The sequence below is a fragment of the Hymenobacter sp. AT01-02 genome, assembly GCF_000961955.2.
Taxonomy (GTDB): Bacteria; Bacteroidota; Bacteroidia; order Cytophagales; family Hymenobacteraceae; genus Hymenobacter; species Hymenobacter mucosus.
This window is the reverse complement of the sequence record NZ_JZIR02000014.1, coordinates 62,249-77,295: the sequence shown is the minus strand read 5'-3', so window position 1 is coordinate 77,295 and position 15,047 is coordinate 62,249. Positions and strand designations below refer to the sequence as shown.

At 53.1% G+C, this 15,047-nt stretch carries 12 protein-coding genes and 1 pseudogene; 6 read left to right on the top strand and 7 right to left on the bottom strand.

Annotated elements, in window-relative coordinates; translation table 11 throughout:
* Nucleotides 1–130: 130 nt before the first annotated feature.
* From VI25_RS05265 to VI25_RS05250, 4 genes are all read left to right on the top strand, one after another.
* Complete coding sequence (locus tag VI25_RS05265; RefSeq protein ID WP_236704895.1) at nt 131–1,729, top strand: chemotaxis protein CheA; 1,599 nt, start codon at nt 131–133, stop codon at nt 1,727–1,729.
* A gap of 75 nt (nt 1,730–1,804) precedes the next feature.
* Nucleotides 1,805–2,431, top strand: coding sequence for a chemotaxis protein CheC (locus VI25_RS05260; protein WP_045687331.1), 627 nt, complete (start codon nt 1,805–1,807; stop codon nt 2,429–2,431).
* A gap of 132 nt (nt 2,432–2,563) precedes the next feature.
* Nucleotides 2,564–3,625 (top strand): agmatinase family protein, encoded by a 1,062-nt coding sequence (locus VI25_RS05255; RefSeq protein WP_316934260.1) that lies wholly within the window; start codon nt 2,564–2,566, stop codon nt 3,623–3,625.
* A 114-nt stretch (nt 3,626–3,739) separates the two neighbouring features.
* On the top strand, nt 3,740–4,075 hold the full coding sequence (locus tag VI25_RS05250) for a phage holin family protein (protein WP_045687324.1): 336 nt from the start codon (nt 3,740–3,742) through the stop codon (nt 4,073–4,075).
* 86 nt (nt 4,076–4,161) lie between these two features.
* Here the strand turns inward: VI25_RS05250 and murA are convergent, their stop codons facing one another.
* The 3 genes and pseudogenes from murA to VI25_RS05235 all read right to left on the bottom strand — a co-directional run bounded on the left by murA (nt 4,162) and on the right by VI25_RS05235 (nt 8,803).
* Nucleotides 4,162–5,466, bottom strand: coding sequence for a UDP-N-acetylglucosamine 1-carboxyvinyltransferase (gene murA, locus VI25_RS05245; protein WP_045687325.1), 1,305 nt, complete (start codon nt 5,464–5,466; stop codon nt 4,162–4,164).
* A 124-nt stretch (nt 5,467–5,590) separates the two neighbouring features.
* Nucleotides 5,591–6,295, bottom strand: a complete 705-nt coding sequence (locus VI25_RS05240) for a DUF4290 domain-containing protein (protein ID WP_045687326.1) — start codon at nt 6,293–6,295, stop codon at nt 5,591–5,593.
* A gap of 256 nt (nt 6,296–6,551) precedes the next feature.
* Nucleotides 6,552–8,803: pseudogene (locus VI25_RS05235) on the bottom strand (ATP-dependent helicase).
* Nucleotides 8,804–9,250: 447 nt separating this feature from the next.
* Between VI25_RS05235 and VI25_RS05230 the strand changes: the two are divergent.
* Nucleotides 9,251–10,408 carry a glycosyltransferase family 4 protein gene (locus VI25_RS05230; RefSeq protein WP_152981495.1) on the top strand — a complete coding sequence of 386 codons (1,158 nt, stop codon included), beginning with the start codon at nt 9,251–9,253 and terminating at the stop codon, nt 10,406–10,408.
* 98 nt (nt 10,409–10,506) lie between these two features.
* Nucleotides 10,507–11,088, top strand: a complete 582-nt coding sequence (locus VI25_RS05225) for a DUF3109 family protein (RefSeq protein WP_045687329.1) — start codon at nt 10,507–10,509, stop codon at nt 11,086–11,088.
* Between the two features lie 146 nt (nt 11,089–11,234).
* Here VI25_RS05225 and accC read toward each other — a convergent pair whose 3' ends face one another.
* The 4 genes from accC to VI25_RS05205 form a co-directional block, all read right to left on the bottom strand.
* Nucleotides 11,235–12,581, bottom strand: coding sequence for an acetyl-CoA carboxylase biotin carboxylase subunit (gene accC / locus VI25_RS05220; protein ID WP_055562331.1), 1,347 nt, complete (start codon nt 12,579–12,581; stop codon nt 11,235–11,237).
* Nucleotides 12,582–12,686: 105 nt separating this feature from the next.
* On the bottom strand, nt 12,687–13,178 hold the full coding sequence (gene accB / locus VI25_RS05215) for an acetyl-CoA carboxylase biotin carboxyl carrier protein (RefSeq protein WP_055562330.1): 492 nt from the start codon (nt 13,176–13,178) through the stop codon (nt 12,687–12,689).
* A 31-nt stretch (nt 13,179–13,209) separates the two neighbouring features.
* Entirely contained in the window at nt 13,210–13,773 is a 564-nt protein-coding gene (gene efp / locus VI25_RS05210; protein ID WP_045688531.1) for an elongation factor P, read from the bottom strand.
* A gap of 205 nt (nt 13,774–13,978) precedes the next feature.
* Nucleotides 13,979–14,992, bottom strand: a complete 1,014-nt coding sequence (locus VI25_RS05205; protein WP_045688532.1) for a beta-ketoacyl-ACP synthase III — start codon at nt 14,990–14,992, stop codon at nt 13,979–13,981.
* Nucleotides 14,993–15,047: the final 55 nt, after the last annotated feature.

Below are 15,047 nucleotides of genomic sequence, written 5' to 3'. Positions count from 1 at the left end.
CGCTGCGCGAAATCACGGCTTATGTGTTACGTCACGTTAGCCAGGTGCCAGCACGGCGGGCTGGTATGTTTGCTTCTTCTCATTCACTACCACGATGAAGTCGAGAGAGCAAGAGTACCGCGAAATATTCATGGCTGAGGCGCTCGAGTATTACGACGCCATGAGCCGCCATATCAGTGAGCTAGAGCGCAATCCAACCGACGAGGCAGCTTTAAACGAGCTGTTTCGCTTGATGCACAATCTCAAGTCGAACTCCCGGGCGATGGGCTATACCCAGATTGGAGAAGCCGCCCACCACATGGAAACCATTTTCGGGCTCATTCGAAGCAAGGAAATGACGTTCACGGGCCTAGTGGTGCCTGTTCTCTTTCGCGGGGTCGATACCATTGGCGAAATGATTCGGGCGGTAGGAGAAGGCGCCGAACTACCAGATATTAGCCAGCTAATCACTAACCTTGACCGACTGGTACAGGGAGAGGAGCCTATACTGGAGGATGATTCTGACGAAGATGATGAGGATGCTAACCGGAAGTTGGAGCTTTCTGACTTGGTCTACATCCAAATTAAAAAGTTAGATCACCTACTCAACCTAGTTGGCGAGCTAATTATTGATCGGGACCGGGTGCTGACACTCAGTCGAGAGATTGGCAATCCAGCACTAGCTACGGCCGCAGCTCATTTCTCACGCATTGCCGACGAGCTCCAGTACAGCGTAATGGACGCTCGCTTGGTGAATGTGGGCTCGTTGCTGAACAAGTTCCCTCGGGTCGTTCGTGACGTAGCCACGGCTGAGAAGAAGGATGTAGAGCTGACTATTGTAGGTGAAGACATCCAGATCGATCGGAACATCCTTCAGATAATTACTGATGCGCTTCTGCATTTAGTTCGGAACGCCGTTGGTCACGGACTGGAAACCCCCGCTGACCGTTTAGCTGCTGGTAAGTCGGCGCAAGGACACCTTACCCTTTCTGCTCAGACGCAACGCGATGAAGTGTTGCTGCAAGTAGTAGATGATGGGCGGGGTATCAACGTAGGGAACGTTCGTCGGAAAGCTATTGAACGAGGACTAGTAAGCCAAGAGGTAGCGGCTAATCTAGACGATGACGCGGTGCGGGCCTTCCTGTTCGAACCCGGTTTTTCTATGGCTAAGGAAGTAACTGAAATTTCCGGCCGTGGCGTAGGTCTCGACGTGGTGAAGCTTGCCATCGACTCCCTTGGTGGGCAGCTCCGTGTTGATTCAGTATTAGGAGAGGGCACTACGTTTACCCTGGTGCTTCCTACTTCTATTGCCGTAAAAGGAGCCCTTTTATTCGAGTTGGATGCGCGTAGCTATGCTATTCCGCTCATGCACACCGATTCTGTGGTTTCCTTGCAACCTACCGACTTTCACGTGGTAGGTGGGTTGCTAATGAGCCGGGTACAGGACGAAAACGTGCCGGTAGTACCGTTGCGAAACTTACTCCACAATGGTGATGGTCCATTGCCTCCCGCCGTAAAAGGAGAGCTTACCGGCCGACAGGATATCATCATCGTTAACTACAGCAACCGCAAGCTCGGGCTTATTGTCGACCGTTTTCTGCGCCAGCAGGACATCGTCATTAAACCCATGAGTAAGCCGCTGGATACCATTGATTTGTTTGGTGGCGTTACGCTTCTAGGCAGCGGACAGGTATGTCTGGTACTGGATGTACCAGCACTAACTCGTCTGTTCTTAGCCAAACGACCATAAACTCACGTAATGCAGACCTATGCCGCTTGTTTTGACGGCAGGCCTTCCAATTGATTGACTCTTATGGATTTGCACATGACGGAACTGGAACGGGATATTATCCGCGAAATCTTAAATATCGGCCTCGCCCGTGCAGCCGATTCGTTCGCGGTAATTGCCCAGGAAAAGGTGCTGCTGGAGGTACCTAACCTGAACCTCGTGTCGGGGAAAAGCATCCTCGAGCGGGTGCGGGAACTGCAGCAGAAGAACGTCATCATTCAGTCTGATATTCGGGGCGAGTTCAACGGCACTACGCTCATGTTCTTCTCCGGCCAGCATGTGCAGCGGCTTTCACGCGTGTGTCTACGCATGAAAACGTCCGACTCCATCGACATTGATGAAATGCAGGAGTCGTTGTTACTGGAAATTAGTAACATCATCACCGGTGCTTTGGTGACGCAGCTGGCCAACATTCTAAAGGCTCACATTTATGGTGCTCCGCCCGCTCACCCCCGCGGTGATATGGCCAACGCCTTACAAAACTTGCTGCTAGACCGTCCCATGGTGCAGCCGCTGATTTTCTCGGTTATCACGCAGTTCTCCGACAAAGAGAATTCGGTCGAGTTGCCGCTGATGATCTTCTTCGATCGGGAGACGTTCGAGAAAATCCTTGAAATCATTCGCACCTACGACTTTATGGGCGGCCAGCAGCCCAATTTGTAAGCTCTACTACCAGTCTGGTTGACACCTAGTAGTGGCCCCCGATGCCGGGAGCAGAACCCATCAGGTTCAGCTTCGCTGCGCGGGGGCCGCTGTCGTTAACATACTTTCTCTCACCTTAATCTTTTGTTTTCTATGGCTTCGTCCTCTTTAGAAGATAAAATTGCTGCTTTTAACCCAAACGCCCTAGGCGATGCTGCCGGCGGCTTGTACGGACTACCCTTCACCCCTGAGGAGGCCCAAGTGGTGGTAGTGCCTGTTCCTTGGGAAGTTACTGTTTCTTACCGGGCGGGTACTGCGGATGGTCCTGAGGCTATTCGGGATGCTTCTCTACAAGTAGACCTCTATGACCCCGACCTGCCCGACGCCTGGAAGATGGGCTTGGCCATGGAGGAACCAGATGAACAGATAGCGGCGGAGAGCCGTCAGTTGCGGCCAACCGCGGAGCAGTACATTGGCTGGCTAGAGGAAGGCGAGCCCGAAGCCACGCACGGCCAACACTCGGGGGTGCCGGCGCAACTTAACCAGCGCGGCCAGGCCCTGCTTGAGTGGCTTAAGGCCAAAACGGGTGTCCTGCTTGACGCGGGCAAAGGTGTCGTCGTTTTAGGGGGCGACCATAGCACTCCGCTGGGCTATTTACACGCCCTAGCCGAGCGTCACACGGAGTTTGGTATTCTGCAGATTGATGCCCACTGCGACTTGCGGCCAGCTTACGAAGGCTTCGAGTTTTCGCACGCTTCTATCATGTATAATGCCCTGAAGCTGCCACAAGTAAAGAAGCTAGTACAAGTAGGTATTCGTGACTACTGCCAGCAGGAAGCTGAACTCATTGACCAAAGCAATGGTCGCGTAGCTCTGTTTGCCGACCGTTTCCTGCAAGCTGAAATGCTAGCTGGCAAGTCGTGGAAGAAGGAATGCAAGAAGATTATTGCTCAGCTTCCCCAGAAAGTGTACTTGAGCTTCGATATTGATGGGCTTGACCCCAAACTTTGCCCCGGCACTGGCACGCCCGTACCCGGTGGTCTTGAGTTTGAACAAGCACTCTATCTGATTCGAATGGTAGTGCGTTCGGGTCGCACCATTATTGGCTGCGACCTAAACGAAGTAGCTCCTGGCGATACAGAGTGGAATGCCATTGTGGGTGCCGTTTGCTTTATCATATGGCCAATTGGATGGGCGTCTCCCAAGGCCGCTTGAAAGCCCGGGCTACAGAGAAGTAAGGGTAGGGGGCCAACGCTGCGCGCAGAAATGCGTATCGTGGCGTATGCTCCGTTAGAAGTATTTCTCTCCCCTCATTCAACCTTACACCACATGGGATTCATTCTCAAGTTTCTGCTCACGGCCCTCATTACCTATCTGCTGGCTACGTACCTCCCCGGTGCCCACATTGATGGCTTTGGTGATGCAATGATTCTGGTAGTTGTGCTAGCAATTTTAAACGCTGTGCTAAAGCCAATCCTAAAGATTATCGGCTTACCCATTACCATCCTGACGTTAGGCCTGTTTCTACTGGTAATCAATGCTGCCATTGTCATGATTGCAAGCGCATTACTCTCCGGCTTCGAAATTGACGGGTTTATTGCCGCTTTAATCTTCAGCGTTGCCCTATCAGTAGTTACTGCTGTTGTAGACATGGTCGTGAACTAGAGCAATTCTACACCGCCTACATATAAAAGGCCCCGGCTACTACTGCAGTAGCCGGGGCCTTTTATATGTAGGCAGATGCAATGTCTTTACAGGCGGCGCAGTTGGGCGCCTAGTGCCGTGAGACGTTTGTCGATGTACTGGTAGCCACGGTCAATTTGCTCTACATTTTCGATGACGCTGCGGCCATTAGCAGAAAGTGCTGCAATGAGTAAGGCTACCCCCGCCCGAATGTCAGGCGAAGTCATCGTGATGCCGTGCAGGCGGGTACGCTTATCCAGCCCGATAACGGTAGCTCGGTGCGGGTCGCAAAGAATAATTTGCGCGCCCATATCAATAAGCTTATCCACGAAAAACAGCCGCGACTCAAACATCTTCTGGTGGATAAGAACGGTGCCCTTCGCTTGCGTAGCCACCACCAAAAGCACGCTCAACAAATCGGGTGTGAGGCCCGGCCATGTATGGTCGGAGATGGTAAGGATGCTGCCGTCGAGGTAGGTAGCAATTTCGTAGTTGTCCTGGGCTGGCACAAAGATATCATCACCTCGGAATTCCAACTGAATGCCCAGCTTACGGAAGGTATCCGGAATTAAGCCCAGCTCTGGAATCTGGCAGTCCTTGATGGTAATTTCGGAGCCCGTCATGGCGGCCAGGCCAATGAAAGAACCAATTTCAATCATGTCGGGCAGCATACGGTGTTCCGTACCGCCCAGACGCTCTACCCCTTCAATAGTCAGTAGGTTAGAGCCAATACCGTTGATTTTGGCTCCCATGCGCACCAGCATCTTGCAGAGCTGTTGCAAGTAGGGCTCGCAAGCAGCGTTATAGATGGTAGTAACTCCTTCGGCCAGCACTGCCCCCATGACAATGTTGGCCGTACCCGTTACAGAAGCTTCATCGAGCAGCATGTAGGCTCCGTGCAAGCGACCTTCGGTGCTGATGCGGTAAAAATCCGTGCCTTCCAACGTGAGCTTGCCGCCTAATTTCTCAAGACCCAAGAAGTGCGTGTCCAGAGGGCGTCGTCCAATTTTGTCGCCACCAGGCTTTGGAAGCTGACACTTGCCAAAGCGCGCCAGCATGGGGCCAAGAATCATGACGGAACCACGAAGGGCGCGGCCCTGCGCAGCAAATTCGGGGGTGTCTAGGTAGTCGAGGTGAACGTCGTCGGCCTGGAAACGGTAGGTGTCGGGGGAGAGCTTGCCCACCTTTACACCCATGTCGCGTAGCAACTCAATAAGCTTATTGACGTCGCGAATATCGGGAATGTTGGAAATGGTGACGGGCTCGTCGGTAAGTAGCACTGCGCACAGGATCTGCAGTGCTTCATTTTTGGCGCCCTGCGGCACGATTTCACCCTTCAGCGGTTTACCGCCAATTACTTCAAAAGAGGCCATGGAGAGAGTAGTTACGAGCTAAGAGCTAGGTACTCTGAGTTACAAGCAAAGTAGCGAGACCTCCATGAGACGTCCGCTTGCTTTGCTAACTCAACGTAGCTAGCTCCTAGTTTCTGCAAATATATTACTGAGGGGGTTGCTGTGGCTCTTGCCGGCCTTTCTTCCCACCCCGACGCTGCTTATCACGCCGGTTGTTGTTGCCGCCACCTGTAAGACGACGAGGGTCGCGCTCCTGGCGAGGCTGGGGCACAATAAAGGGTGCTGGCCGGCCATTTGCGGTAAATTCAAAGAGGTTCTGAGCGTCTACCTGGTCAGGGTCTAGCGTGAGCTTGCCTCCCGACAATTCTTTCAAATGCTTAAGAATGGTGACATCCTTTGCATTTTCCTTATTGTGGGACCGGTACAGGAACTTCATGGTGCGGCCAATTAAAATGGTCGCCTGCTCACGCTCAGCCGGGTCTTCAATAGCCAGCGCTTTGTCAATAAGCTGTTCCACTGCCCGGCCATAGGCACGCAGCTTAGGGCCCTTGCTAGGATATACTACCCGGCTAGGAGCGGGCAAATTGGCCTGCGCCGCCAGGGGGTATGGGGCATCCACGTCCAGTTCCCCATCGGCCATTTCAAAGATGTGGTTCCACACCTTCTGTTGACTGTCGGGTTGGTCGCGTAGGCCGGGCTGAATACGAAAAATAAGCTGCACAATCTGCTGGGCACGGCGGGTACGCTCGGCCCGGTCTTCTACGTCGCGTAGCTGCTGCACTAGTTGGAAAGTGCTTTGGCCGTACTCGCGCTGAAGGAGTTCGTGCTTATGAAGAGAAGGAAGAGTCATAGAAAGAAATGAGGCAGTACATACCGCCGGACAAATATAGCCAAACCTAACCCCACGGCGCGCGGGCGCCCAAATAGGATACGGATAGCATGGATGAACTACCACGGTAGCCGGGGTGTGCTGCTACCAAGGTAAGACGGATACGGTAATACTGTAGCTATGGCGACAATGCTATCTACATGCGCAAGCCAAAAGCAAAGGAAAGACGGGCCATTCAGAGGGTTTACCCAAAATGGCCCGCGCAAGTTGGCTCAGACTAGTGCACGCGCAGCTTGGCGAAACTTAGCAGCAGAGTCTTTTCGCCCACTTCTTCAAAGTGGATAATTGCCTTGGTAGAGCCTTGCACCGTTTCGAGCTTACTAACGGTGCCGAACCCAAATTTGGGGTGTTCTACTCGTTGTCCGGTTTGAAGGTTGCTCGTGTCAGATGGCTTAAAGTCAGCCGGAGGGATATACTTCGCCGCCACCGTTTTACGAGGCGCTGGCGGTACCAAGTTGCTGCGGCGCTCAAACACGTGCCCAAACGGCGACTCCCCCGGACCAGCGGCACCAACGGGCCCGGCCGAAAACTTGAAGTCCACGTATTGCGGGTCTATTTCATCAAGGAATCGGCTTTTTTCGCAACTGCGCAAGTTTCCCCACTGGTAGCGGGAGGTAGCGTAGCTAAGCGTGAGCTTTTTCTCGGCCCGGGTGATGGCTACGTAAAACAAGCGGCGCTCCTCCTCCAAATCGGCCCGGGAGGTAATCATCATTTGGGAAGGGAAGAGATTTTCCTCCATACCCACAATGTAGACGTTGCGGAACTCCAAGCCCTTGGCCGAGTGAATCGTCATCAAGGTTACTTGCTCGCCCTCACTCTGAGCATCTTTGGTATCGGCGTCAGTCACTAGGGCAATATCCTGCAAGAAGGAGCCTAGGCTCTTGTCTTCCCGCTCGGGGTCTTCAGTATAGGCCTTGATACCGTTCAGAAGTTCTTGGATGTTCTCGTAGCGGGAGAGACCCTCAATGCTTTTATCGGCGTAGAGCTCCTCAATCATGCCCGAGTTCTTGGCAATGAACTTAGCCGCCTCAAACGCATCTTCTTTGGCCGCGACGGCCGTGTAAGCCTTGATTTTCTCGGCAAAGTCTACGATTGGGTTAGCCACCCGGGTAGGCAGAAACTTATCGGCATTGCTAACTACCTCCCAAATGGTGTGGTTGGTCTCCTCCGCCGTGTTGATGAGCTTCGCCAGAGTAGTATCGCCAATGCCGCGCTTAGGATAATTAATGACGCGCCGAAGGGCTTGCTCATCATTGGGGTTTACCGTGAGGCGCAGATAGGACACTAGGTCCTTGATTTCCTTACGCTGGTAGAAGGATAGACCACCTACGATTTTGTACTTGATGTTCAGCTTCCGCAAGGATTCTTCCATGGCCCGGCTCTGGGCGTTGGTGCGGTAGAGGATAGCAAAATCATCGTACGACAAGTGAAAATTCATCTTGTCTTCGTAGATGCTCTGCGCTACCAATTTGCCTTCCTCGTTATCAGAAGCAGCTTTGAACACTTCGATTAATGGGCCGTCCTCATTATCCGAGAATACGTCTTTGCGCAGCTGGGCCTGGTTGTTTTTAATAACTGAATTGGCGGCCCACACAATGTTCTTGGTAGAGCGGTAGTTCTGCTCTAGCTTAAAAACCTGCAGCTCAGGGTAGTCTTTCTCGAAGTTGAGAATGTTCTGAATGTCGGCGCCTCGGAAGGCGTAAATGCTCTGAGCATCGTCGCCTACCACGCATATGTTCCGTTCTTTGGCTGCCAGCTTCCGCGCAATCAGGTACTGCGAGTAGTTCGTGTCCTGATACTCGTCGACCATTACATACTTAAAGATGTTCTGATATTTGTTCAGTACATCGGGGTGGTCTTTGAAGAGAACGTTGGTTTGGTAGAGCAGGTCGTCGAAGTCCATAGCTCCCGCTTTGAAGCAACGGTTGGCGTACTGCTGATAAATCACGCCCAACTTAGGCCGTAATGCAGCTTCATCATCCTGCCGAATTACGGGGTCGTTGAGGTACTGCTGCACCGAAATCAACTTGTTTTTAGCTGACGAAATTCGGCCTAGCACCATGTTGGGCTTGTAGAGCTTGTCGTCCAGCTCTAGCTCCTTCAAAATCTGCCCGATAAGCGTTTTAGAGTCCTGCGTATCGTAGATTGTAAAGGAGCGTGGAAAGCCAATTTTATCGGCCTCAGAGCGCAAAATGCGTGCGAAGATGCTGTGGAAGGTGCCCATCCAGAGGTTTTTGGCCTCCGGACCTACTACCTTCTCAATACGCGCGCGCATTTCTTTGGCCGCCTTGTTGGTAAAGGTGAGGGCAAGAATGTTGAACGGGTCAACACCTTGTTCTAGCAAATTGGCGATGCGGTAGGTAAGCACGCGCGTTTTGCCGGAGCCAGCACCGGCTATAATCATGCAGGGCCCGTCGATTTGCATCACGCGGCCGCCTGCGAGGGGTTCAGTAAAGAAAGATAATCCAGTCCCATTCGTCAGGTAGTCGAGAAACTAAGCTTTTTGGCTTGTTAGCAAAGGTACGGCTTTCGGGTGGGGGATGGAAATACAGCAAGCAACACTCCACAAGCATTAGGCACCCCCACAAGCAAGGCCCGCAGCCTGATTAACTCTAGCTATACAAGGTCCGTAGCTATCCAGGTTATAACCGCGTCTTGCTTGGATTCGTTGCGCGCACCGCCCACCAAGTGTTGGCAATGAGCAAGGGTAGTTAAGTAGCTGCTCCTGGCATTTATTCACAAAGCTATGACCAATACAATGGCCTTCCGCTTGCCTGTTTTCAGGCAACAGCAGCGAAATCAGGTTAACACGGCTTGCATTTGCTGCTAGTAGCTGAGTAGCTCGTGGCCGGTAGTCGTTCGGTTGCTACCCAGAGTTGAAGCGCAAGCTGCTAAACCAGACCGTATCTTCGCGGTGTGAATCCTGCCGAATCTGTCTCCGCTGAAAGCAAATTTTCCATTTCTCTGCTCTGCCTTTCCAAGAGTTGGGGCGGGTTGGAACTGAACACAGTGCGCTTTGCCAATTGGATGCAGCAGCGGGGGTGGCCGGTGCAAGTTATTACTGTGCCCAACTCGCCTATTGCGGCGCGGGCTCAAGAAATAGGGTTATCCGTTGCGCTGCTTCAAAACCCTTGGAAAGCGGCCGATATACCTGCGGCTGGCCGCCTTGCGGGACTTGTGCGCAGCTTTGGCACCCAAGTGCTACTCATTACCCGCAATGGTGATCTGGGCTTGGCGGTGCTATGTAAAACTTTGCGTTTACCACGGCTGCACTTAGTATACCAGCAGCACATGCAGTTGGGGCTAGCCAAACGCGGCTTGGTGCACACGTTGCGGTACCGCGCCTTATCGGCGTGGCTTTCGCCGCTACCTGGCCTAGCCCGGCAAGTGCTCGAAAAAACCCGGCTGGCTCCCCACAAACTCCACGTAGTGCCTTTAGGAATTGAGCTGGAAAAGTTTGCTAACGCCAGCCTAACCCAAGCCCAGGCTCGGCAGCACCTCAACCTGCACCTACCCGACAGCACTGTTTTGCTTGGGCTAATTGGCCGCTTTGACGATGGCAAAGGCCAGGACTTTGTAGTTGAGGCCCTGGCCGAAATACGGCGGCAGTACCCGCAGGTGCAGGTGCTATTCGTGGGCGAATCGACGCGTAATGAGGGGAATGACTACCGAGAAGCAGTGCTGAATCGCGTGCAGACGCTTGGGTTGGCCGAGGCAGTGCACGTACGAGAGTTTACGCTTCAGCCTGAGGTAGCTTATCGTGCCCTTGATATCTCTATTACGGCATCAACCAATGAAACCTACGGCATGGTCACGATTGAAGCTATGGCTGCTGGCTTGCCCGTGGTAGCTTCGGCTGCCGGGGGCACGCTGGAAATAGTAGAAGACGGCCGTACGGGCCTGTTGTATCCTTTGCGCGACGTAGCTGCTTTTACGGCTGTTGTTGTCCGCTTGCTGCAAACCCCCACGCTGGCAGCCAGTGTAGGGCAAGCGGCACAAGCTGAGGCTCTAACCACGTATTCGCATCAGCGGCAATGCGAACTGACGGAGAAAGTGCTCTGGTCGCTGGCGTAATTCGGGTATCTTTGCGGATTGATTGGTGACCCGGCTGGAACAGTGGACCCCAAATCAATGTCTTTCTTCCGCCTCATATTCTCGCGAGAAGCCTTCCCATGATTATCATTCAGAATACCGTTATTTCCGACGATGTGCGGGACAATTTCTTCGTCTGCAATCTAGATGCCTGCAAAGGTGCTTGTTGCGTAGAAGGTGACCTAGGCGCACCGCTGGAAGAAAACGAATTGCAGATTTTGCACAACGACTACGATGCAATCAAGCCCTTCCTGACGGAAGCTGGTCGTCAGGCCATTGAGCAACAGGGCCTTTACATCAAGGACTGGGAGGGTGACTACAGCACCACAACCATCAACGACCGGGAGTGTGCCTATGCGCTCTATGATGAGCGTGGCATCCTGAAATGCGGTATTGAGCAGGCGTACTTAGCCGGTGCTACCAGCTTCAAGAAGCCCATCAGCTGCCATTTGTATCCCATCCGCATCACAAAGTACGAGGACTTCGAGGCCTTGAACTATGACCGGTGGAACATCTGCTCGCCGGCTTGCTCCTTCGGGGCCAATCTGGGGGTGCGCATCTACCAGTTTCTCAAAGAGCCGCTGGTGCGCAAGTACGGCGAGGAGTGGTACCAAGAATTAGTCACGGAAATTGAGACTAACAGCCCATTAGCTAATAAATAAATTACAAAAAAGGCCGACTACAAAGTCGGCCTTTTTTTGGCAACAAGCATCAGGAGCTTGATAATGTCTTACAGTGGTGTCTATACACTGCCTGAATGCAAAGGCTCCATTAGCTGAGCTAGTGGAGCCTTTGCGACTACTTGATGCTAGAGCGTCGAGAAGTCGAACGACGTTTCTAGGAATTTAGTGGTAAAGTCGCCTTGCTGGAAGCTGGCGTTGTCCATCAGGGCCAAGTGGAAGGGAATAGTTGTTTTTACACCTTCTACTACGAACTCGCTCAAAGCCCGCTTCATTTTCACGATGCACTCCTCGCGGGTCTGGGCCACGGTGATAAGCTTCGCAATCATGGAATCATAGTTTGGCGGAATTTGATAGCCAGCATAAACGTGCGTGTCTACGCGTACGCCGTGGCCGCCAGGGATGTGCAGAACCGTAATTTTGCCAGGCGAGGGGCGGAAGTCCTTAGTGGGATCTTCCGCATTGATACGGCACTCCATGGCATGCATGCGGGGGAAGTAGTTGTCACCCGAAATAGGAATGCCTGCGGCTACTTTAATCTGCTCCTTAATTAGGTCGTAGTTGATGATTTCCTCCGTCACAGGATGTTCTACCTGAATACGAGTATTCATCTCCATGAAGTAGAAATCCCGGTTTTTGTCAACTAGGAATTCTATTGTGCCCACGCCTTCGTAATTAATGGCCGAAGCGCCAGCAATGGCAGCCTTACCCATCCGCTCGCGCAGCTCCTCGGTCATGAAAGGAGAAGGGGCTTCCTCCACTAGTTTCTGGTGACGGCGCTGAATAGAGCAGTCGCGCTCTGAGAGGTGACACACGCGGCCGTATTGGTCGCCGCATACTTGTATCTCAATGTGGCGTGGCTCCTCCACAAACTTCTCTAAGTACACCCCGTCGTTGCCGAAGGCGGCCTTAGCTTCGGTGCGGGCGTCATTCCAGGCTTTCTCGAAGTCCTCTTCCGAGGGAATGATACGCATACCACGTCCGCCGCCCCCGGCCGTAGCCTTCAGGATAACGGGATACTTAATCTTGGCAGCTACCTTCTTGCCTTGTTCTACCGATTCTAGCAAGCCCACCGAACCGGGAATGCACGGTACACCGGCTGCAATCATGGTGGCTTTGGCCGAAGCCTTATCACCCATCTGATTGATCATCTCGGGCGTAGCTCCAATGAACTTGATGCCATTTTCCTGGCACACGCGCGAGAATTCCGCGTTTTCGCTTAGAAAGCCATAGCCGGGGTGGATAGCATCGGCGTTGGTGATTTCAGCGGCTGCAATGAGGGTAGGAATGCTCAGGTAGCTTTGAGCAGAAGCGGGAGGGCCAATGCACACGGCTTCGTCGGCAAAGCGTACGTGCAGGCTTTCCTTGTCGGCGGTAGAATATACGGCCACCGTCTTGATGCCCATTTCCTTGCAGGTACGAATAATGCGCAAGGCAATTTCGCCCCGGTTGGCAATCAATATTTTCTTGAACACAGGTCGTTTTGTAGAAGTGAGAATAGCGAAGTGAGAAGTAAAACCTGAACAGTAAAAACTGCTTCTACGGCCTCACTTCTCACTTCGTGCTACTCGGGTCTCAAATTACATTGGCTCAATCAGGAAGAGCGGCTGGTCGTACTCCACAGGAGAGGCATTCTCCACCAGGGCTTTCACTACGCGGCCACTCTGCTCGGCCTCGATTTCGTTGAACAGCTTCATGGCTTCGATGATGCAGATAACCTGGCCTTTCTCCACTAAGTCGCCTACTTGTACGAAGGCCGGGGCGTCGGGGCCGCTGCTCCGGTAGAAAGTACCAATCATGGGTGCTTTCAGGGGGAGGTAGTTGCCGGTAGAAGCAGCTTCTGCCGCAGGAGCGGGCGCGGGGGTAGTTGCTGGGGCCGACGCCGCTAGGGCCGGCGCGGCGGCGGGAGCCGCTGCTGGAGCCGGTACCGAGGCGGGTCCTACGCTTACTACGGGCTTGTAGCTAGGCTCACGCTGCACCGAAATCTTGAACTCTTCGGTTTCAATGTTAACCTTGTTCAGGCCCGACTTGGCGATGAAGTCGATAAGTTCTTGTAGTTCTTTGGCTTTCATGGCAGCGGGAGAGGGCTTGCTGGAGGACTGTTTATTTGACTCTTTCGACATAGGAGTAGTCGCGCGTATCCACGCGGATTTTCTGGTCTTGGTCAATGAACAGTGGCACTTGAATGCGCGCCCCCGTTTCCACGATGGCAGGCTTGAGCGTGTTCGTCGCCGTATCGCCCTTCAAACCGGGCTCAGTGTACGTTACTACCAGTTCCACGGTAGTAGGCAGTTCCGCCGTGAGGGGCTGCTCAGTTTCTGCGTGGAAAAGAATAGTAGCTACCTGGCCTTCCTTCATCAGGTCGGCAAAGGGTACCATGGCTTCTGGCAGCACCACCTGCTCAAACGACTCATTGTCCATGAAGGTGTAGCCGTAGTCGTCCTTAAATAGGTACTGGTGAGGACGTTGCTCTACACGCGCCGTTTCTACTTTCACTCCAGCGTTGAACGTGTTGTCAATGACACGGCCGGTTTTGATGTTACGGAGTTTGGTGCGTACGAAAGCCGGGCCTTTGCCGGGTTTTACGTGCTGGAATTCGGTGATGACGTGCAGCTCGCCGTTGTAGTTCAACACGAGCCCATTGCGAAAATCTGCGGTGGTGGCCATGGGTAGGAAGTGGGTATTAAAAGGGGAGAAGTAGAAAGTAAAAAATGCTGACCGATTGATACAAGCCCTTCCGGGACCCGCCACTGGTCGTATTCTATGGCTTTTACTTTCTAATTCTAAACAGAAGTGCCGTCCCGGGTAGATGGCGGGGCGGCACGTCGGGAGTGCAAGTATAGGAGGTTTTCCGATTTAGTGCCGCTTGGAGTTAAACAGCTGCAGGACCGGGCTTCGGGTCATAGGCCCATTTGAGGTATAAGGACCCCCACGTAAAGCCGCCACCAAAGGCGGCAACAATCAGGTTGTCGCCCTTGCGGAGCTGCTGCTCGTAGTCAGCTAAACACAACGGGATAGTGCCGTTCGTTGTGTTGCCGTACTTGTGAATGTTGAGCATTACCTTCTCGGGGCCAATGCCCACGCGGTTCGCAGTGGCATCAATTATGCGCTTGTTGGCCTGATGCGGAACCAGCCAGTCAATGGTATCAGGAGTCAGACCGTTACGGTCGGCTACCTGGGCCGCTACATCGGCCATGTTTTTGACGGCAAACTTAAAAACTGCGGCTCCCTCTTGGTATACGAAATGCTCTCTGTTAGCGACCGTAGTAGCCGATGGAGGACGACGCGAACCACCAGCTTTCTGGTGGAGGTACTGCTCTCCGTTGCCATCTGAGTGCAGCTCTTGATCGAGCAGGCCCAGGCCTTCGGTGTTAGGTTCTAGCAATACTGCGCCAGCACCATCACCAAAAATAATGCAAGTGGAGCGGTCAGTATAGTCAATGATGCTCGACATTTTATCGGCTCCAATGACTACCACTTTCTTGTAGGCCCCGGTGGCAATAAACTGGGAGCCCGTAGCTAGCGCGTACATAAAGCCCGAGCAGGCTGCCTGCATGTCAAAGCTAAACGCTTTCGTAGCGCCAATTGCTGCCGAAATGATATTGGCAGTGGCTGGAAATACGAGGTCAGGAGTAGTAGTAGCGCAAATAATCAGGTCGATGTCTGCGGCGGCAGTTCCTGTCTTAGCCAGTAGCTGTTCTACTGCCTTGATGCCCATGACGGAGGTGCCCTGGTCGTCGCCTTTTAGGATGTGTCGCTCCTTAATCCCCGTTCGGCTCATAATCCACTCGTCCGTTGTATCCACAATTGATTCGAGTTCCTGATTGGTGAGCACGTAGTCGGGCACGTAGGCGCCTACTCCGGTGATGGCAGCGGTAATCTTCATTACTGAGGAAGGGAAAAACGCGGCAAAGGAAAAGTCCGGCTGGTGGCCGGACTTA